Raw genomic sequence first — 19,995 nt, forward strand, 5'->3', positions numbered from 1 at the left:
TGTTTCTTCTTTCTGTTGTAAGACTATTTATTACAAAAACTATTATACACGGCTCAGATGTAATGTCAAGAATTACAACTTGAAATATCACTAATTTTTACTATTTATTTTTTTCTCTCAAAAAGCCTAATTTATCGAGCTTTCTATAGCTTTCTGACTCGAGTCACGATCCCATCCGGATCTGTAAACGCGAGCTCACTTGAGGTCAGCCAGGTGACAGCTACCTCCTGCTCTTTTGCTCTCTCGGCGATGGCAACCAAGTCTTCTTTCTTTTCTACGTGGACGACGTAATAGGCAAGGCCAGGAAGCTGGGCTTCCCGTTTGACCAAGTGCTTGCCGGCCCATTCATTGACTGCCAAATGATGGTGGTAGACTCCAGAAGCGATCCAGCTGGCAGATGGAACAGTAAACTTATTCAATAATTCCAGCACCTTTTGGTAAAAGGCGGACGCCAATCGACTATCTCTCACGGAGAGGTGGATATGTCCCATACGGGTAGCTGACGCTATCTGGAAGGGCTCCACCTTACGCCCCATTTCATAGATCTCTTGGGCAGAGAGCTCCTCCGTCACGCCGATGATACGGCCATCCTCACGGATATCCCACTCCGCCACTGGCTTATCCCGGTAGAGCTCAATGCCATTGCCCTCTGGATCTTCAAGATAGAGAGCTTCACTGTAGCCATGGTCTGCAGCCCCCACAAAGGGAACCTTCAGCTCAGCCATATGTTTGAAGACATCCGCCAAGTCCTCCCGACTAGGTAGGAGAATAGCCATGTGGTAGAGACCATAGCTCCCTTTAACGGCTTCGGTCCGATCCGTTTGGATGAGATGAACCAAGGGCTTACCACCAGCCCCAAGAAGGACTTCCTCCTCCGTCTGAGACAACATCTCCAAGCCCAACATTTGGATGTAAAAAGCGGTCTGGCGCGCCAAATCCTTCACATTTAGTGCAACTTCTGCCAGGTAAATCTTGCTATTATAGGCGTAGGTCATAGGTGTCTCCTTGTCGGTTTTGTTGTAACTTTTTATATTACATCATTATACACTCTTTTTTGAAAGAAGCAAATAAAATAACTCGACAGAAAATCCTCCTTAGAAAACTAAGGAGGGAATTGTCTGTTAAAAGTGATGAAGAACTAGCCCTTAAACTCCTCGACAAATTTCTTGAGCTCGGCGTCTGCTTCAGGTGTCGTCCCATGAAGCTGGCTGAGCATATCTAAAAGAGAAGCTGTCTGAGTCTCAATGGTCGCGTTGGTTTGGTTGATCTTAGCCACGATATCTGTCAGTGGCTCTACTTCTTCTTCCTCAAAGGTATCCACATAGCGTGGGATATTGAGGTTGTAGTCATTCTCGACGATCTCCTCAAAGCTAGCCAGATGGGCGAACTTATCTATATCCTCTCTACTCTTATAGGCCTGGAGGATCTTCTCGATATGGGCATCCGTCATGATGTTCTGGTTCTTGCCCTTATCAAATTCCTTAGAGGCATCAATAAAGTAAACGTCCCGATTGGTCCGGTTCTTCTTGAGAATGATGACTGTCGTTGGGATGCTGGTATTGAAGAAGATATTGGCAGGAAGACCGATCACGGTATCAATGGCCCCTTCTTCTAGCAAGGCCTTGCGAATGGTTCCTTCAGCATTGCCACGGAAAAGGACCCCGTGAGGAAGGACGATGGCCATCACACCATTGTCTTGTTTCAAGTGGTAATAACCGTGCAAGAGAAAGGCGAAGTCTGCCTTGGACTGAGGCGCTAGCTTGCCAAATGGGGAGAAGCGTGGATCTTGGAGGAATCCAGAGCTTGCAGACCATTTAGCTGAGTATGGTGGGTTCATGAGAACCCCATCAAAGTTGGTCGGCTCCTGGGTCGGCCAGTCTTCATCCAGCGTATCGGCATTGTGCAAGAACTGGTTTTCCACCGGGACCCCATGTAGGATCATGTTCATCCGAGCCAGGTTATAGGTTGAGGTATTAAGCTCCTGACCAAAATACTGGACGGTTTGAGGCTGGTGAGAAAACTTCTTGGCATTGAGCAAGAGGGAGCCTGATCCCATGGTGGCATCGTAGATGGTAAAGCCTTGCTCGTCTTCACGCCCTAAAAAGGCAATCTGGGTCATGAGTTTGGCAACAGGCTGAGGTGTATAGAACTCACCTGCTTTCTTACCAGAGTCGGTCGCAAACTGACCAATCAAGTACTCATAAGCATCCCCAAGCATATCACCCGCATGACCTGCCACATCCAGCACTGCCAATTCTTTCATAACAGCAGCCACTAGCTGGTTTTGCTTTTGAGGAGTCGCCCCTAGTTTCTTGGAGTAGAGATCAATGTCTTCAAAGAGATTTTCATAGAGGTCGTCACTCTGCTCGATGTCTCGGAAGCCCTGAGCCAGATCTTCCAGCTGGAAGGTCCCTTCATTGACCCGGTCCACCAAGGCCGTAAAGGTCAAGCCTGGCTTGATGACATAGTTGAGCTCATCAGTGATGACGGAGATCAAATCCTCTTGAGAGTTAGGATCCTCATAGTAGGACCGGTAAAGCGCCAAGGCTTCATCCAGACTCTCTGTCTCCTCCTCCATGGTCTCCGCCACGAAGAAGAGCAACTTATCTGAGAGGTACTTGTAAAAGATCATCCCCAAGAGATAAGACTTATAGTCATTGGCATCCATCTTAGAGCGGAGCACGTCCGCTGAATTCCACAGGGCTTGGTAGAGCGACTGGGAGGTTTGTGTTGTTTCCATAGTAATTCTTTCTGATTTCTTTTAGACCTTTTCTTGTTCCAGTGGGACAACGGCGAGTGTCTTGCCCAGACTGGCTAAGACTTTCAAGACCGTGTCCAATTGAGGACTGGTCTTACCTGTCTCCATCCGAGCGATAACCGGTTGACTGACCCCACTGAGTTCTTCTAGTTTCTTTTGGCTAATTCCCTTTTCATGCCGAGCTTCGATCAGCTCTGTCATAATCGCAACCCGCAGATCACTTTCCAGGATTTCTTCCTTGGTGAAGAGCTCTGCTCTCACATCTTTCCAATTGCTGCCGACGGCACTATTCTTCATCTCTTAGCCCTCTTTCCTTCAAATCTTGCAACTCCCGCTTGGCTTTCTCGATCTCTCGTCTAGGTGTCTTTTGCGTCTTTTTTACAAAATGATGCAGTAAGACAAAGCTCCCATCCAACCAAGCCACGAATAAAATCCGATCCCGCAAGGGTCTCAACTCCCAGATCTCCGCATCCAGATGCTTGATGTAGGGTTGGCCAGCACGTGTTCCCTGCTGGCTCAAAAGCTCGATATAGTCGTTGAGCTTGTTGAGTTTGATCCGGCTGTCCTTGCTATCGTGACGAGCTAACTCCCTCATGTAGTCCAAGACCGGTTGATTCCCCTGTTTGTCCTTATAAAAATAAATAGCGTGCACAAAGCAACCTCTTTTCGAATTTATTATAACTCTAAAGTTATTAAAAGTAAATACTTTTAAGTTCTTAGATACTAAGGAGCACCCTTTGAAAGAATCAAAGGGACTCACTTATACTATTCGAAAAAGGATGTGCTTATGGGTTCGGGTATAGGGAATTTTTGAAGGTTAGATAAACATATCTTGTAAGAGTTTTATTCTATTAAGTTTTCCTTATTTATTTCTTTAATAAATGTGTATCCATTTTGTTCCATTTGACAAATTCTATCATTAATTTTTGATATTACAGTATCATTGTAGTCAACATATTCATGAGGAGATTCAAATAAATACCTTCCAGTCCAAATAATATATGTCTTATTTTCAGGAATTATATCATAACTACCAAATCCCATCCCATTAAAAACGATTGATTGTAGTATCCAAAAGGATAAAAATTCTCTATCACTAAAACAGTCTATTGCTTCCCAGATATAATCCTCCCACTCTTCAAATTTACCAAATTTATCAACTGAACTTAGATAAGTTATTAGGAAAAAATCTTTGCGTTTTAATGTTCTATAGTATTCAGTATTTAGTTCTAAATCTGTATAATATAGTCCTAAATCATGAAAACTAAGTATTACATGCTTTTCAATGAAATATATTATTTCTGATTGGTCTAACCCTTTTTCCTTAAGTATTTCTTCCCACTTTTCAACAATTTTAGCTCTTGTTTCATCTGTTAGAGGAGATCTTTCATATATTGGTAAATAATCATTTAGAACACCTTGGACAATGTAATCCATTGCTGGACTATCATAATATTGTAGAGATTCAGATATAACTAGGTTTAATAATTGTTCTTTCTTTTGATCAGAAAAAGTTCTGAATTCATTTGCAAGGTATTGATAAAAATCTGTTGAATTATCAGAAATTCTTAACTCTCTTCTTAACTCTTTCGAATCATCTTTAAATAAAGTATCTAACTCCTCTTTAGTTCTATTTAACGGTTCTTCATAAAGTAAATATCCCTTTCTATTTTTGGCAAAACATAAAGGATACTGTTTATTGTCTTTTTGTTGAATATCAACAAAAGTTTCTTTAATCGTAAAACCCAAACTAATCAATTCTGGGAAATCAGCTTTTTCCTTTTTTGAAATTTTAATCTTTATGTTTTCTAATAACATTTTATATAATTCTGGATAGAAAAGATAAGCATAAATAATCCAAAGCTGTTGTTCAATTTGAACATGGCCTAATTTTCCTCTGGAGAAGAATTCTTGATTCACATAATCATTAAAACGAAATCTATCTCGTAAATTTCTATTATCCGAACTAATTCTTTGCTTAAAATCATTTGATAAAACAAAATTAAATTTATTTTCCAAAGTAATAAAGTACTCTCTCCAAATATTAGAAGAGTGCAATACAATTGGCAATTCAATTTGTCGATCAATAATCTTTGATAAATAATTATCTTTATTTAAATACACTCTTTGAATATCACCAACAAAAACAATAGGTAACTTGCCATTTATTAAACTGAAAAGTTTGTAACTTTCTTCTTGCTGCTTCTCCGATATTCTATCAAAATCATCTAGAATCAGGACTTTCGAACATTTCGGTATGTTACTTAGTAAGAAACAGTATAGTTCATCTGACTTCTTCTTAAATACTTGCCATATTGCAACTATTAATGCAACTACTCCTCCTAGTTTTAAAAACATATTTTTAAAACTACCCAAATAGTCACTTAATCCTATATCAACAATATTAGTCATCAAAATTGAAACAGCGACTAATAAAACGACAAATATTCTTAGACACCAATAAATAAAAGGGTGCAGTTTTGAGAATGCTATCTCAATAGTTGTTCGGGTATCAGTCAATCTCCAAAAATCAACAGTAATAAATTTTTTTTGTGATTTTTTCTTGACCTCATTTAAAAATTCTGTCTTACCTGATCCCCAACTACCATTTAAAAAATATGTTCTACTCTCACTAAGTAAATTAGAAAAATTTTTCGCTGCATTTGAGGTATCTATATGTTCTAATACTATGAATTTTTCGTCCATATTTCACTCCCTTGTTAAATGAACATATCTTGTAAGAGTTTCTTTTTGAGAGTTTCTAGCTGAGAAATTTTTTCTTGGTGAGTAGCGATGAGGTTATCGAGGTTAGAGAAATAGGAACCGACGGCTTGTTGTTCGTATACACTCGGAGGTAAAAAGATATTCGTTTCTAATATATTCTTATTGTATAGCCGCTTTATTGTTGTCCCCTCAATTCCAGACCATTTTATTATTTCATAATATTGTTGCAAATATGAATTATCTAATTGCTGATCATGCTTTAACCACACTATATTTGAATCTTGATAATAAGCATCTTCACCGTTGTATACAACTGTTCTGCCGATACTGCCAGATGCAGATATAAGAATATCACCTATTTCAGGATAAGGATATTTTTCTTTATACTCTTTGAATTTTTCTTTGGATATAAAAGCATCAGCAGTTCCTCCAAATGTTCCAATCTTATAGAAAGGAATATCACCATTCTCACTAGTTTCATCTTTAAAAATACGTTTATTCATAGCAACAGAGCCCAAACTACCTAATGTCATTTCTTTCCACTCACCTTCAAATCCATCCAAACGTATCTCAGGAACGGTCTGTCCAGCTTTGGGAAACATCTTGGAGAGCATAGTCGCCTTAAGAGATTGGTAGTTAGCAAGATTGTGCTTGTAGCTAGCTAGAAGGTCGTCGAGGGTGCGAAAGAGGGAACCGATAGCGGATTGTTCTTCAATCTCTGGGAGACTTATTTTCTTCGAAAGCAAGTCTTCTTTGGTAATTCCTTTAATTGAAGTTCCTTGTAGTTGTGTACTTTCTTTCTGGAGCATTCTATAGATACTATAGACTATGAATTGAATATCTCCACCAAAATCTGAGAGAGACAAAAAATCTTGGCTTGTTGCATAATCTTGATCTATGATAGCTAATTTACCAACACCAACTCTGGTAACAATAGCGATAGAATTTTTAGGAATTAATTTCGCGGATGAATTTTGTAATCCTTTCTCTGAAATAAATTTTTGAGGTTTTATACAAAATAATATATCCTTCTGTAAATCCGATGATTGAATCCACGGTATAGTGCCATCCCAAAAGATCGGCTCTTTGGTACTAGGAGTTCCGCCAGTTTTGAACTGACCAGCTATATCACTAATTTTTACAAAAAGCCAATTCTTATCAAATTTATCAAATCTATATATAGGTTCTACAATTTTCATTTATTACTCTTTTCAATGCGAGAGTGAATTCGATATCCTAGCGCACTCTCGATTTTCTTCTTCCTATTTTTTAACTGTGATACCATCAAATTATTAGTATTTGGACTAATTTTATCAAATATATATTGAGAGCGCTTAGCGTAACTAATAAAATTACTCCGATAGTATTTAGATTTTCCAAAATCTGTATACAAAGAATATATCTTATGTCGGTTAGGCAATTTTGTCAGCCCTTTTCTTTTTTGTAATATTTTTGAATCATATATTAATTTTCGAGCATTTCTATAAAATTTATAGATACTCTTTTCTCTTAAACTTACATTTTTCCCATCAAACGAAAAACCCAAATAATCAATTTGGCATACTTTATCATTATGATTTTTAACAATTTTATCTTTAAAAAAGTAAGTTTTAATTTTCTCCACTTGTAAATAAATTCTATTTGTTTTTGAAAGGTTAGCAATTATTTCATTTACTTTTTCAATATAATCATCTCCATATTGTTCACTTAGTTCTTCAATATTTAAAACCAAAATAAAGTCGTCTGAATATCTTTGATAAAAACCATTGAAATTTTGCGAAATTTCAGACATACATTTATCAAAATCAATAGCATAGATATTAGCTAAGATACCACTTAAAGAGTTGCCTTGTGGAATTCCATAAGAATTCTTATTTAATTTACACTTAAATTGTTTTTGAAATTTCCTAAAATCTCTAATGCATTTAAAATAACTAATATTATTTTTTTGAACTAAGGGATTATCTGAATTATTTAAAGTATCTTTATCAATATATGCAAATTTTGTTAAAGATTTATAAATATTGTACCAGTCTGGTGGTAATTGCTTAACATTTAAGATCTTAGCCAATCTTTCTTTCAGTAATTTATGATCAAGAGTATCAAAGAAATTTTTAAAGTCTCCAACTATTATATATGAATTAGATTGTTTTTCTATAAAAGAAATCGCCTCTGCTGCAAAATTAATGTTACTTTGATGCTTTCTATTGGTTCGATATGCAACAGAATATTTATCAAGCTTTGCTTCTGTAATCCATTCGTTATAATATATATTTAAAATATTGGAGTAATATTTATATATGTAGCTATCTAGATGTCCCGCGTACATTATAGTACGTATTTTCTGTTTCACAGGCCTATTTCCCAAACTATCAGGTCCGTAACCAACATATTTTTCAGATACTTTATCATAACACAAAAAAGGAAGAAAGCTGTGGTGAGCAATCTTCTCTGGATTTACAATGTAATTCTTAACTTTATGAATAGAAACTTGTTTATCAATATGCAAATAACCTTTGCATCTATATAAATCTAAATTAATTTTTTTCATACTTCAAAAGGAGCAATATTAACAATAGGTCGGTAATCCTAAAAAGTTAATATTGCACGCTTAACTACTATTATTAACTACCGAATATTAAATAATTGCTTGTTATCTTCAGAAATGTAGAGAACAACATAAACTGTTTCACCTTTCTTGTATAGAAACACTCAATTAGAGTTTGCATAAGAGCCGAACTGAGCTCCGCAATAATTGATAAGCGAAGGTCGGATCCAAAGTGCGGAATGTAGCGCTTTGATAGTTTTACACCAGTGTACGTAGCGATGTAGATCGCTATGAAGGCGACGTAACCTAATTCGATTATACCACGAATTTCGATCGTTATCAACAAATGATTCAAAGACCAAGCTAAATCCAATATCCCATACGGCTATACCTATGGACGTTATTCATTTTATCATATATATTTAGTATAGTAAAGCAAATATTAGTTTTTAGAATACTAAATAACCCTACCTCCCCACTCTCAGTGGTTCAATCACCTCTTCGATCAGTTGGATATAGGCTTCTTTGATTTGTTTTTTGTAGCTGAGTGGGTTGAGGGCATCTGCTACTTCTGCCTTGTAGTCTTTGTAGCGTTGGCTCTTGGTCAGCTGGCTTTCGCCGGCTTGTTTTTTGGCACCTTTGCGGTAGTGTTGGATATAGTAGCGGAGTTCGTCGACTCCGATATACCAGTTTTTAGCAAAGCTTACGATATGACTATCGATGATGGATTCAATCATCTGGTCTAAGACTCTGGTGATGGATTGTCCTCGATAGCGTTCGGGCTCTTCTTGGACTTGGGTCCAAAGGTTTTGGATGATCTCCGCTAGGCTTGGATTGGTCCGGTTCAGGCTCTCGATATAGCTATCCACGGTTGCGATATCCTTGTCACTCAGGGTCTGCTCGTCATTTTCCTCCTGCTGGATCATACTCTGGATTAGCATTAGGATATAGGCATAGTTGATCTCATCGACTTGGACAGACTCTAGCTCATAGTGGATATCCAGCTCATCTTGGCTGTCCACTTCTGGATCCCTGCTCTTGATCTCCGCCAGGATATTTTGATAGAGGCCCAGATAGGCTTCGAGCTGGCTGTTGCTAAGCCCAGTTTCTCGGTAGATCTCTTCTTTATCATACTCTGAGTAGACGCGGATCGAGGCTTGGTACTTGTCAAAGACCTGATAGGCTTTGGCGACCTTGCGTAGCTGGGCTGTTGGAGCCTGCTCGAGGGCGACTCCTTCTTCTTCGAAGTCTGTAACTTGGCCTTTAAACTCTGCCCAGGCTTTTAAGAAGTTACGTTTCTCCTCTTCCCAGCTTGGTGCTAGGACCTCATTTTCTCCTCCATTGGAGTAGAGCTTGAGGGCATTGTCGACAGCTTCCTTAAAGGCTTGAGGGCACTGAAAGGTGATGATATGTCCGAAGTGTTTCTTGTCATCAAAGATCCGATTGGTCCGGCTAAAGGCCTGAATCAAGTCCTGTGGACGCATGGGCTTACGATCGATAAAGAGGGTAGAAAGACAAGGTGCATCAAAGCCTGTTAAGAGACGGTCGACCACGATGACCAGGTCCAACTGCTCATTGCGGTAGAGGTACTTGTCCTGCTTTCTAGCCAGGCGATTATTGACATCGGTGTTAAAGCCCCGCAGATCCTCTAGGCTAAAATGCGTCCCAAACTCTTGGTTGTAGTCCTCCATGACCTGCTTCATGTGGTCTTGGTAACCGATAGATTCTTCCTCATTTTCAGATACTGAGTAGGTAATGGTAAATTTTGGAAAATCTGGTAGGTATTGTTTGACCCGCTCGGAAACTTTGACCCGCTCCTTGCCAGCTAGTATGCTCTTGAGCAGATTATAATAAGCCTGTGCTCTTGGGATGGACTTGACCGTCAAGATCGCCTCATAGCTCTTTCCGACCCCTTTAGGGATATTGAGCTGTTGCTGGCTCTTATTGACGATGGCATCGAGGACCTCTAGCATGTGCTCCTTGTCCTCATAGGCCTGGTCTGGGATCTCTTCTTCTAGTAGATCTGAGATGATGGTATTGCGGTAGTCGACCTTAAAGCCCAGAACTGCTCCATCATGGATGGCTTCCTTGACTGTGTATTCATGTAGGCGATCGCCATACTGTTGGTGGGTGGTCTGAGCCAGGTCTCCCACTTGTTTGCGTTTGTTTTCCTTAAAGATAGGGGTTCCTGTAAAGCCATACCAAAGTGAGTTCTTGAAGTAGGCCTTGATCTCTTTTTGCGTCTGTGGAGTGACTGCCCGGTGGCACTCATCCACAACAAAAGCCACGCGCAGGTCCTTAATCTTCCCAGCATCCCGCTGGTACTTGCCTTCTTCGAACTTACGCATCATGGTCGTGATTTTCTGGATGGTCGTGACTACCACGCGCTTATCATTGCCCCCTAGGCGCTTGACCAGCTCATGGGTATTGTCCGTCTCGTCGATGTCGATGACATCATTGGCCGCATAAGAGAGGAAGGACGAAGTCGTCTGCTGGTCCAGGTCTCTGCGGTCAACGACAAAGATAGTCTTTTGGATCGCTGGGATCTGCAAGAGATTGCGCGCCACCTTGTAAGAAGTCAGGGTCTTACCTGAACCGGTCGTATGCCAGATATAGCCCGACTCTTGGCGACGGGAGGCTTCCTGCACAGCCTCGATGGCATGGATCTGGTAGGGACGCAAGAGGATGAGGGCTTTCTTGCTATCGTCGATGACTGAGTACTGCATGACCATCTGATGGGCCCGAGGAATGGAAAGGACCTCATGAGCAAAGCTATTGAGATCGATCATAGGTTGGTTGTCCTTGTCTACCCATTTGGTCAGGAATTGCTTATTTAGCTTGCTTTCACGGGCTGCAGCGATATAGCGTGTGTCGACTTTATTAGTCACGACAAACATCTGTAAGCTTGAGTATATGCCCCGAAACTTGCCTTCACGGTCGTACTTTTTGATCTGATGAAAGGCATCTAGAAAGGCCACTCGTGGACTCTTAAGTTCGATATGGATAAGGGGAAGGCCATTGATCAGAAGGGTCGTATCTAGCCGTCGATCCTGGTCTAGCGGGTAGGCCTTGTCGCGTTCGACTTGGTTGACCACTTCATAGCTGGACTTACCAGCTGCGATATTGTCCCGCCAGATGACCGCTAAACGGATAGTCCCTAGACTAGCATCTTCACGCTGGACTTCTACCTTGGCGATTCCATTTTCACCAGCTAGCCACTTGGCCGCTTCATAGTAGCTGACAAAGTTGAGCTGGTTCTTGATCTGGCGCTTTTCTTGCTCGGTCAAGGGATGGTCTGCCAACAATGCGACATTATTTTGCGCGAGCTTGTCAAAGAAATTGTCCCATAACTGGTATTCATTCCTGAGATCCTCGCGATAAGTCCACTGACTCTCGCCTGATGTCAACTGCTGGATCAACTGTCTTTCAATCTCAAGTTCTGGAGTTGCTACTGCCTTCATCCGTCTATCCTTTTTCTGTACATAATCTCCTATTATTATAGCATGTTTAAGAAAGAAATTAACGCTTTCAAAGCATTTTGTTGGGATTTGGCGCAAAAAAACAGGCCTTAGCCTGCTCTGTTTCTTTTCCTGTTTCTACCAAATTTTATTACTTATAAATAAGTAGATAAAATACAAAGGATAACTAAAAGGGATTAAATCGATGAGTTCAGTAAGCAAGTAAATTGCACCTGTTATAGGTGCTTTTTATTTTAATAATACTGCACTTCAATTCCATCCATAATATTTATTAAAGTATTATCGCCAATTTTTAAAGAAACCAGTTCATTTAATGATGATACCTGATATTCCTTATCTCCAATCACCACTACAATATCATGAATAGAATTAGGAAAAATCCCACAAGCTTGACCATTATAATCAAAAGAGGCGTCCCAGCCGTTATCATATAAGGCTTGTAAATCATCTAATATCGCCATAAAAAAACCTTTCCCATAGTGATTTGATAGGTGAAAGCGCCTGGATTGTTCTGAGCACTAAGTTGCGTCTTTTGAGTTCAGCCATGATAGCCTCTTCATCTTCTTTTGAAAATGTGGTAAACCTCAAATTTGATAGTTCTTCGTCTGTCATCTCAGATGGCATGATCTTAGGAGAACTTAACTCCATTGAGTCAATCTGAGTAAATGCCTCTGATAAATCCATATTAAACCTCTCTGTTACTAAGGATATCATTCTCAAAATATTCATAAGGAGTGCTATTGACATCAACAAGCAAGGAGTCCATATCCTCGGCATTGTCCGAGGCATCGCAATAAACCTCTACAAAACCTCTAACTACCACGCCATGTTTTAGCGTGATGACTACGTCTGTACGGTTGAATTCCCAGAGCCTCATTTTAACTACTCATTTCAATATTGGCGAATTGCTTTGCTTTTTTGTAGTATGGCATTAGGAAAGTGATGAATCCTTGCTTATCACTTGGATCATGTTCCTCTAAAAACATCATCAGCTCAAAGTCATTGAGAGCGTCAAACATTTCAGGGTTTTCATTATACCAAGCCTCGGCAAACTCCTCATTTTCTCCCAAAAGAGCGTTAAACTTAAAGGAAAAGTCCCAAAAATTATCAATCTGGCCAGTGACTGCTTGCTGTAGCATGTCTAATACTTGTTGACTGTATCTCATCGCCCACCCCTCCTAATAAAAGCATTATAACATACCTAACTTACTAAAGTACAATATACCCTAACAAGCGCTTCATTTTTTTAAAGAAACAAAAATAAAGCGTAGGATTACTCATATGCTAACAAAGTGCCCTCTCGATAGATTTTAGCAAAATCCAGGAGCATCTCTGCTTTGAGATAGCTATTAGCAATTTATAATAAATCGGTCATAGGAAACTAAAAAGGTAGTAAAAAGAAGAAAGCACTCTAGGATAGAGGCCTAAAGTGCTTATTCTCAAGGCTTTATAGTCTGTTACATTTAAAAAGGTATTACAACATTTTGTTGGTTTTTCGCGCAAAAAAACGAACCTGGTCTGGTTCGTTCTTTCTTAGTCTAGTTGGATTCCTTTTTCTGCTAGATTATCCAGACATTCTTTAAGGTAAGTAGCCTGGTGCTCGGGATAGATAGGGGTGTTCAAGCCTTCCTCTTCTAATTCTGAATAAACTGGGCAGGTCTTGCCTCGGTAGGTCGACTCCCACCACTCTGAGCTGACCTTATAGCCACGAGCGGTCATCTCCTCCATGATCAGGCGGTGATAAGCATAGAGACGATAGGGCGAGTAGTCAAAGACATAGTTGACCGTCGCGTGCTTTTTTCCCCAGCCATTGCCCCTTAGGGCGCAGCATTCCCGGTGTTGGCCTAGGAGCTGGGGACGAGGGAGTTTGGGAATCAAGTCTTGGTGCCAGAGTCTCATCTATTGGCCTCCTAGTAGCGTCGAGTCTTGTAAGTAGCGATTCGGGTAGCGCTTAAGGAGCGCTTGAACCCCCTTGATGAGATCCTCTTGGCTAGCTTGACCATGCTGGTATTTCTCAAGTAGCAGCATGAAATCTGTCTTTTCCTCAGCTGTTGCCTGCTTTTTGAAATAGCCCCAGATATGCTGGAAGGCATTGGAGACCTGGCCACGATTTTCCGGCAAGGCCTGTGCTTGCTGGATCAGGTCCTCGACGTGGCTGACCTCCACCTGGTCTTGCTTGAGGTATTCCCGGATTTCCTTGTAGATATTACTGGAACGACTCAGCACCAGGTATTTATTTTTCGCCCACAGGACTTGACAGTGATGTTTTTGATCCACTCTTGTCTCCTTTTGATCTTTTCTATGAATAGTCCTCCCATTATACCATGGAAATGAGTGAAGTCATAAAAAAAGCGGACCTACAAGGCACGTTTTTTCTCTCCGCTTTATCTATCAAAGGGAAGCTTTTAACTGTTCTATCCTGAGATTAGAAAATAAAGAGGAAGGGGCTCAAAACGAATTGAACACGGGCTGCGGATTGTTTCAAAAGCACAAAATACATTAGTACTAAATCCAAGACCCAGTAGCTGACTGAATTCTTCTTTTGACTTTATCCGCAAACGCCCTTTGTATCTTGATTTAGTCATGGAACTTCTTCGAAGTTCGCTGACGTCCGATCTCACCTAAGGAAAGTTTCAGAGATAACATTATCCATAAGCAAAAAGCCTGAGCCAACGCTCAGACTTTTTTGTGTTAATCAATTTCGAGACCACCGGTGTAGAGGCGGTAATAAGTTCCGCGTTCTGCCATCAAGGAAGCGTGGTTACCTCGCTCGATGATGCGTCCCTTGTCCATGACCATGATCACATCCGAGTTGACGATGGTTGAGAGACGGTGGGCGATGACAAAGACAGTCCGTCCTGCCATCAGGCGATCCATCCCCTCTTGGACCATCTTTTCTGTCCGTGAATCGATTGAGGAGGTCGCTTCATCAAGGATCAAGACCGGCGCATTGGCCAAGGCAGCACGCGCAATGGCAATCAACTGACGTTGACCGTTTGAGAGACCGGCTCCATCATCGTTCAAGACGGTATCGTAGCCTTGGTCCAAATGTTTGACGAAGGAATCCACATTGGCAATGCGGGCTGCTTCCAGGATTTCCTCCCGGGTCGCATCTGATCGACCATAGGCGATATTTTCTGCGATGGTTCCAGTGAAGAGGTGGGTATCCTGCAAGACGATCCCTAGCGAGCGACGGAGCGAAGCCTTCTCGATCAGCTTCACATCGATCCCATCATAGGTGATAGATCCTGATTGGATATCGTAGAAACGGTTGATCAAGTTGGTAATGGTGGTCTTTCCTGCTCCTGTCGCACCGACGAAGGCCACCTTTTGCCCCTTGTCTGCGTAGAGGTTGATATCGTATAGGATTTGGTTCTTCTCATTGTAGGAGAAGTCTACATTTGTAAAGACGACATTTCCGACCAGTTTGACTAGTTCGTAGTCGCCATTTTCCCGAGGGTGTTTCCAAGCCCAGAGGTTGGTCTTCTTATCAGTGATGACCATGCGACCATCGACCTCTTCATAGTTGACCAAGGTGACTTTCCCTTCATCCACTTCGACTTCTTCATCCAAGAGATCAAAGATCCGATCTCCCCCAGCAAGAGCCATGAGGACAAAGTTCAACTGTTGCGATACTTGGGTGATAGGTCCGTTGAAGGAACGGTTGAGCTGGAGGAAGGCCATGAGTCCACCAATGGTGAGGCCACTGATACCATTCAAGGCAAAGATCCCACCGACTAGTGAAGTCAAGACGAAGGAGACATTTCCCAGGTTCCCCAAGATAGGCATCAAGACATTGGCATAGCGGTTGGCCTGATAAGATGATTCAAAAAGTTGGTCATTAATCCGCTCAAAGGCTTCAATACTTTCTTTTTCATGAACGAAGGCCTTGACCACTTTTTGACCAGACATCATCTCTTCGATAAAACCATTTTCAATCCCTAAGTTCTTTTGCTGATCGGCGAAATAGCGACCAGATTTGCCAGAGATATCTTTGATGACATAGGCCATGACTCCGACCATCAAAAGAACGAGAAGGAAAAGGAGAGGGCTGATCATGATCATGCTGACAGCTACCCCGATAATGGTAATGGCAGACTGCAAGAGCTGCGGGATAGACTGCTCGATCGCTTGGCGAAGAGCATCGATGTCATTGGTGTAGATCGACATAATATCCCCGTGTTGGTGGGTATCGAAGTACTTGACAGGGAGCTTTTGCATGCGGGCAAAGAGCTGGTTCCGTAGCGAGCGAAGCGTATCCTGAGAGACTGTCGCCATAATGAGGGAAAAACCATAGTTGGCCAAAACTCCCAAGATACCGACTACTGCCAGCATCATCAAGAAGCTGAGGAGAGGCCCAAAATCCTTGCTTCCACTATCCAACATGGGTTGGATGTATTGGTCCACCAAGGCCCGGATAGAGGAGGTAATATAGACCGTAGAGAGGGAGGCTGCCACAATGAGGACAGCCGCTAAGAGAAGGACAAACTTATACTGTTTCCACATATAGTCTAGCAAGCGCACCAGAGAGCCCCAGCTGGCTTTTTTCTTATTCTTCATCTGCTTGTCCTCCTTTCCCTTGGGTTTGCATGTCATAGACTTCACGGTAGATGGCATTGCTCTCGAGCAGTTCTTGGTGAGTACCGATGGCATCGATCTTCCCATCATTCATGACCACGATCCGGTCTGCATCTTGGATAGAAGAGATCCGTTGACCAATGATGATCTTGGTCGTATCCTTGAGACTAGACGCCAGTCCTTGACGGATCAGACTATCCGTCTTGGTATCGACAGCCGAGGTCGAATCATCCAAGATCAAAATCTTTGGATTCATCAAGAGAGCGCGGGCGATACAGAGACGTTGGCGCTGACCACCTGAGACATTGGCTCCACCACGTTCGATCATGGTATCATAGCCATCCTTAAAGTTCTGGATAAATTCATCCGCTTGAGCGATCTTACAAGCTTCCACGATTTCTTCGTCCGTCGCGTCCTTATTTCCCCAGCGCATATTTTCCTTGATGGTACCGGAGAAGAGGACATTGGTCTGAAGCACCATGGCAACTTGCTTGCGCAAATGGTCTAGATCATAGTTTCGCACATCCTGACCAGCTACCTTGACGCTACCAGACTCTACATCATAGAGACGAGGGATGAGCTGGACCAGACTAGACTTACCAGAACCAGTCCCCCCAAGGATTCCGATGACTTCACCCGAGCGAATGCTGAGGTTGATATCGGACAAGACATGGGCCTTGTCGCCATTTTCGTCTGTGTAGGCAAAGTCCACATGGTCGAAGGTAATAGATCCATCTGCTACTTCTGTCAGACCATTCTCAGGAGAGACGATGGTTGACTCTGTCCCAAGCACTTCATTGATCCGCTCCACTGATGCCATAGAGATCGAGAGCATGACGAAGATCATCATAAACATCATGAGAGACATGAGGATAGTCATAACGTACGCAAACATAGAGGTCAACTCACCTGTCGTAAAGCTACCAGCCACAATGAGTTGCGCCCCGATCCAAGAGATTAAGATAAAGGATGCATACAAGGACAGCATCATGGCTGGACTACTCAAGATCACGATACGAATGGCCTTCATGAACATGTTGTAGATCAAGCGAGAAGCCTTCTTAAACTTAACCGTCTCTTCTTCTTCTTTGACATAGGACTTGACCACGCGCATATTGGTAATATTTTCCTGGATGCTGTTGTTCAAGTTATCATAGGCCTCGAAGACCTTGGTAAAGAGTGGATAGACAATCTTCGTAATCACACCCAAGACCAGACCCAAGAAAAGGGTGATCCCTACAAAGATCATGGCCATCTGCGGATTGATCAAGTAGCTAGCAACAATGGCAAAGATCAAGTTGAGCGGTGCACGCACACAGATCCGGATGACCATCTGATAGGAGTTCTGCACATTGGTCACGTCCGTCATCATCCGGGTTACTAGACCACCTGAGGAGAAGCTATCGATGTTTTCAAAGGAGAAGGTTTGGATCTTTTTGAAGATCGCCTTCCGTAGATTTTTAGCAAATCCGGCTGATGCAAAAGCCCCGTAGCGAGCCGACTGCATCCCACAGAAAAGAGAGAGAAAGGCGAAGACCAACATGAGGAGACCATAAGTAAGAACCGTGGTCATATCCCCCTTCTGAACCCCCTTGTCCAGAAGCGTCGCCATGATAAAGGGAATAGAAATCTCAAACATGACCTCAAACACCATATAGAGTGAGGCTAGAACTGAGGGTTTCTTGTATTCCTTGATTTCAGCAATCAATGACTGAAGCATAGATACCTCCTAAAATACTAGTTAGTACAGTTTTCGTCAGCAAGACGTCCATTCCCAAACAAAAAGAAAATCATTTGAAGAGATCGGCCATCTCTGCATGCGAAAGCTATGGAAACAGAAAGCGCCCTGACAGCGTTACTGTAGGGACGACTTTCATTATTCATAACAGTTATTATAGCTTAACGATGGATAAAAATCAAACTTTTAGTCAGTCCTTACCAAATAGACTTACACTCTTCTGGAGACAAGTTCCTACTCTTCACTGGTACTGAGAGACACCAAGCTCAGGAAGCGATCAAAGTAGGTCTTGTTCTTCTTCAAGTTTTTCTTCAGGCTTTGCGCCGCTGCTACTTCATCCGTGATGATCCCATCAACCGGCCGTTGAAGGTAGGCCGTTAACTTTTGCTCATCATTGATGGTCCAGACATAGAGCTCTTTTTTCATCTCATGGGCCTGGGTTACCAAATCCTCCTGATAAGAAAAGTCTTCGATCGCAAAGAAGTCGACTGAGGCGTTTTCAAATTGACCAAACTGAATCGGAATGACATAACCGGTCTTAATCTCCGGAGCTTTCTTCTCCACCTTTTCCATCACCGACAGATCCAAGGACATGGTTGGATAGTCCTTTTCAACTCCCAACTCCTTCATTTTTTGGACGAAGAGATCTACATAATTCTCTGGTTCTGCACCGTGAGGCTTGAGCTCAACCAAGAGGGGCATCTTCAGCTCCTTGGCCCGGGTGACAAACTCCTCAAAGGAGGGGATATGACTGGTATGACCATCCTGTTGGATCTTCAATCCCTGTACCTCAGCCAACGTCATATCTTTGACATCCTTGTCCACTCCAGCCAAGCGTTTGAGATTGTAATCATGCATGACGACGAATTGATGGTCCTTGGTCAAGAGGATATCCATCTCGACATAGGAAGCCTTCTCCTTGGCAGCCGACTCGAGTGCTTCGAGAGAATTTTCTACACCCTTGGCCACATAGCCACGATGGGCTACGATTTTTACCTGGTCATTGACCTCTAAGGTCGCTAAGTCATATGCGGCCATCCCTGACTGAGCCAAGAGGAAAAGAAAGGTCAGGACAAAGAGTCCCTTCATCTTCCGAGAGCCCCGAGTCTTGATGACCGAACGACTTGGAGCTTCCCAACCATTGTCCAGGATGATTCCCAAGGTTCCCAGTTTAGACATGACAGAAAAGAGGAAAATGTAGAGGCGGATCAAGACCAAAAAGATAGTCTGCACCCAGATATGCTGGCCCGTTTTGTCCAGCTGACTAGACGCAAAGACCAGGCCAAGGATCAAGAGAATGCCCGTTACAGAGAGGATAAACTCAAAGGAGAAGATCCGCAAGATAAGTCGAACCCCACCTTTTTTAGTCATCTCCCAGCTCTTACGCATGGCAGCCCCAAAAGGCAACTCTTCAATCACGATATTGGGTACCGTATAGATGAGACGCAGATTGAGATAGATCAGAAGCACTTGAACTATGAAGAGACCGATGGCCCCAGCGGTCGTCTTGGAAAACTCCCCTGTGATGAAGTTCGGAATATAGAGACCATCCGTCAGAGTGGAACCAATGAAGAGACCCGCTACAGGCAGAGTCAGAACCATATAAAAGAGAAAATGCAACAGATTCCAACCGCTAAAATCCTTTAAGCGACCAAAAGACTGGCGAAATACCTTTTTAAAAGACAGGTGCTGATCTGTACGAGACAGATAGATCAGGGCGATCATGGTCCGCATCTCCAGCATAAAGAGAAAGGCGAAGACGATGGCAAAGAGAATCAAAGCCACTAGACTCAGAGGATTGGTCAAGGTCGTGAGGATATTGTTCTTGTCAATGTTGGACTCACCCGATAAGAGGAGGGCCAGTTGAAAGACCCAACTCAAGGCCGCAGCCCCTATACCAACTACAAACTGCAAAAGAATCCCCACAGAGATAAAGGACCATTTATTGCGCCAGATTAAGTAAAAGGCCCCTTTCAGGTCCTGCCAATAACTCCGTTTCATGCTGTCTCTCTTTCATTTCTTTTATTCCCCTAGAATAGCGGAAAAGCCTCTCCCTGTCAATGATTCTACAAGAAAAAGGCTGGGACAAAAGTCCTAGCCTCTCAATTATTTTTTGATTGTCGAGCAAGACGCAGTGGTTGAGTGGGCTCTACTACGCTGATTTCATCAG

At 42.3% G+C, this 19,995-nt stretch carries 16 protein-coding genes; all 16 read right to left on the reverse strand.

The window, feature by feature from the left end; translation table 11 throughout:
* Positions 1 to 143: 143 nt before the first annotated feature.
* Entirely contained in the window at positions 144 to 995 is an 852-nt protein-coding gene (locus tag L0M85_RS08390) for a VOC family protein (RefSeq protein WP_238656844.1), read from the reverse strand.
* Positions 996 to 1,138: 143 nt separating this feature from the next.
* Entirely contained in the window at positions 1,139 to 2,740 is a 1,602-nt protein-coding gene (locus L0M85_RS08395; RefSeq protein WP_238656845.1) for a type I restriction-modification system subunit M, read from the reverse strand.
* Positions 2,741 to 2,761: 21 nt separating this feature from the next.
* Positions 2,762 to 3,055: a helix-turn-helix transcriptional regulator gene (locus L0M85_RS08400; protein WP_238656846.1), complete on the reverse strand. Its 294-nt coding sequence runs from the start codon at positions 3,053 to 3,055 to the stop codon at positions 2,762 to 2,764.
* Positions 3,045 to 3,410: a type II toxin-antitoxin system RelE/ParE family toxin gene (locus L0M85_RS08405; protein ID WP_048789179.1), complete on the reverse strand. Its 366-nt coding sequence runs from the start codon at positions 3,408 to 3,410 to the stop codon at positions 3,045 to 3,047. The genes L0M85_RS08400 and L0M85_RS08405 overlap by 11 nt, the downstream gene beginning before the upstream one ends.
* Positions 3,411 to 3,601: 191 nt before the next feature.
* Entirely contained in the window at positions 3,602 to 5,464 is a 1,863-nt protein-coding gene (locus tag L0M85_RS08410; protein WP_238656847.1) for a P-loop NTPase fold protein, read from the reverse strand.
* A 14-nt stretch (positions 5,465 to 5,478) separates the two neighbouring features.
* A complete protein-coding gene (locus tag L0M85_RS08415) occupies positions 5,479 to 6,681 on the reverse strand; it encodes a restriction endonuclease subunit S (RefSeq protein WP_238656848.1) in 1,203 nt (400 codons plus the stop codon).
* Entirely contained in the window at positions 6,678 to 8,033 is a 1,356-nt protein-coding gene (locus tag L0M85_RS08420; protein ID WP_238656849.1) for a reverse transcriptase/maturase family protein, read from the reverse strand. Before L0M85_RS08420 ends, L0M85_RS08415 begins: the two co-directional genes overlap by 4 nt.
* A gap of 464 nt (positions 8,034 to 8,497) precedes the next feature.
* Entirely contained in the window at positions 8,498 to 11,491 is a 2,994-nt protein-coding gene (locus L0M85_RS08425) for a type I restriction endonuclease subunit R (protein WP_238656850.1), read from the reverse strand.
* Positions 11,492 to 11,742: 251 nt separating this feature from the next.
* The gene (locus tag L0M85_RS08430; RefSeq protein ID WP_238656851.1) at positions 11,743 to 11,970 is read right to left on the reverse strand and encodes a 16S rRNA processing protein RimM; all 228 of its coding nucleotides are present in this window, start codon (positions 11,968 to 11,970) and stop codon (positions 11,743 to 11,745) included.
* Entirely contained in the window at positions 11,954 to 12,193 is a 240-nt protein-coding gene (locus L0M85_RS08435) for a hypothetical protein (protein ID WP_238656852.1), read from the reverse strand. The genes L0M85_RS08430 and L0M85_RS08435 overlap by 17 nt, the downstream gene beginning before the upstream one ends.
* A 194-nt stretch (positions 12,194 to 12,387) precedes the next feature.
* The gene (locus tag L0M85_RS08440) at positions 12,388 to 12,675 is read right to left on the reverse strand and encodes a hypothetical protein (protein WP_238656853.1); all 288 of its coding nucleotides are present in this window, start codon (positions 12,673 to 12,675) and stop codon (positions 12,388 to 12,390) included.
* Positions 12,676 to 13,042: 367 nt separating this feature from the next.
* Complete coding sequence (locus L0M85_RS08445; protein ID WP_238656854.1) at positions 13,043 to 13,408, reverse strand: TIGR02328 family protein; 366 nt, start codon at positions 13,406 to 13,408, stop codon at positions 13,043 to 13,045.
* Positions 13,409 to 13,786 (reverse strand): YbgA family protein, encoded by a 378-nt coding sequence (locus L0M85_RS08450; RefSeq protein WP_238656855.1) that lies wholly within the window; start codon positions 13,784 to 13,786, stop codon positions 13,409 to 13,411.
* Positions 13,787 to 14,200: 414 nt separating this feature from the next.
* Entirely contained in the window at positions 14,201 to 16,069 is a 1,869-nt protein-coding gene (locus L0M85_RS08455) for an ABC transporter ATP-binding protein (RefSeq protein WP_238656856.1), read from the reverse strand.
* A complete protein-coding gene (locus L0M85_RS08460; protein WP_238656857.1) occupies positions 16,059 to 17,807 on the reverse strand; it encodes an ABC transporter ATP-binding protein in 1,749 nt (582 codons plus the stop codon). Before L0M85_RS08460 ends, L0M85_RS08455 begins: the two co-directional genes overlap by 11 nt.
* A gap of 252 nt (positions 17,808 to 18,059) precedes the next feature.
* Complete coding sequence (locus L0M85_RS08465) at positions 18,060 to 19,826, reverse strand: glycerophosphodiester phosphodiesterase (protein ID WP_238656858.1); 1,767 nt, start codon at positions 19,824 to 19,826, stop codon at positions 18,060 to 18,062.
* Positions 19,827 to 19,995: the final 169 nt, after the last annotated feature.

Origin of the sequence: Streptococcus sp. DFI.7.26 (genome assembly GCF_022240605.1) — a bacterium.
Classification (GTDB): Bacteria; Bacillota; Bacilli; order Lactobacillales; family Streptococcaceae; genus Streptococcus; species Streptococcus xiaochunlingii.

What these genes read in the sequence shown, in the direction of transcription:
- L0M85_RS08390 (WP_238656844.1), bottom strand. Translation starts at nt 995, where the DNA reads ATGACCTACGCCTATAATAGCAAGATTTACCTGGCAGAAGTTGCACTA.
- L0M85_RS08395 (WP_238656845.1), bottom strand. Translation starts at nt 2,740, where the DNA reads ATGGAAACAACACAAACCTCCCAGTCGCTCTACCAAGCCCTGTGGAAT.
- L0M85_RS08400 (WP_238656846.1), bottom strand. Translation starts at nt 3,055, where the DNA reads ATGAAGAATAGTGCCGTCGGCAGCAATTGGAAAGATGTGAGAGCAGAG.
- L0M85_RS08410 (WP_238656847.1), bottom strand. Translation starts at nt 5,464, where the DNA reads ATGGACGAAAAATTCATAGTATTAGAACATATAGATACCTCAAATGCA.
- L0M85_RS08415 (WP_238656848.1), bottom strand. Translation starts at nt 6,681, where the DNA reads ATGAAAATTGTAGAACCTATATATAGATTTGATAAATTTGATAAGAAT.
- L0M85_RS08420 (WP_238656849.1), bottom strand. Translation starts at nt 8,033, where the DNA reads ATGAAAAAAATTAATTTAGATTTATATAGATGCAAAGGTTATTTGCAT.
- L0M85_RS08425 (WP_238656850.1), bottom strand. Translation starts at nt 11,491, where the DNA reads ATGAAGGCAGTAGCAACTCCAGAACTTGAGATTGAAAGACAGTTGATC.
- L0M85_RS08430 (WP_238656851.1), bottom strand. Translation starts at nt 11,970, where the DNA reads ATGGCGATATTAGATGATTTACAAGCCTTATATGATAACGGCTGGGAC.
- L0M85_RS08435 (WP_238656852.1), bottom strand. Translation starts at nt 12,193, where the DNA reads ATGGATTTATCAGAGGCATTTACTCAGATTGACTCAATGGAGTTAAGT.
- L0M85_RS08440 (WP_238656853.1), bottom strand. Translation starts at nt 12,675, where the DNA reads ATGAGATACAGTCAACAAGTATTAGACATGCTACAGCAAGCAGTCACT.
- L0M85_RS08445 (WP_238656854.1), bottom strand. Translation starts at nt 13,408, where the DNA reads ATGAGACTCTGGCACCAAGACTTGATTCCCAAACTCCCTCGTCCCCAG.
- L0M85_RS08455 (WP_238656856.1), bottom strand. Translation starts at nt 16,069, where the DNA reads ATGAAGAATAAGAAAAAAGCCAGCTGGGGCTCTCTGGTGCGCTTGCTA.
- L0M85_RS08460 (WP_238656857.1), bottom strand. Translation starts at nt 17,807, where the DNA reads ATGCTTCAGTCATTGATTGCTGAAATCAAGGAATACAAGAAACCCTCA.
- L0M85_RS08465 (WP_238656858.1), bottom strand. Translation starts at nt 19,826, where the DNA reads ATGAAACGGAGTTATTGGCAGGACCTGAAAGGGGCCTTTTACTTAATC.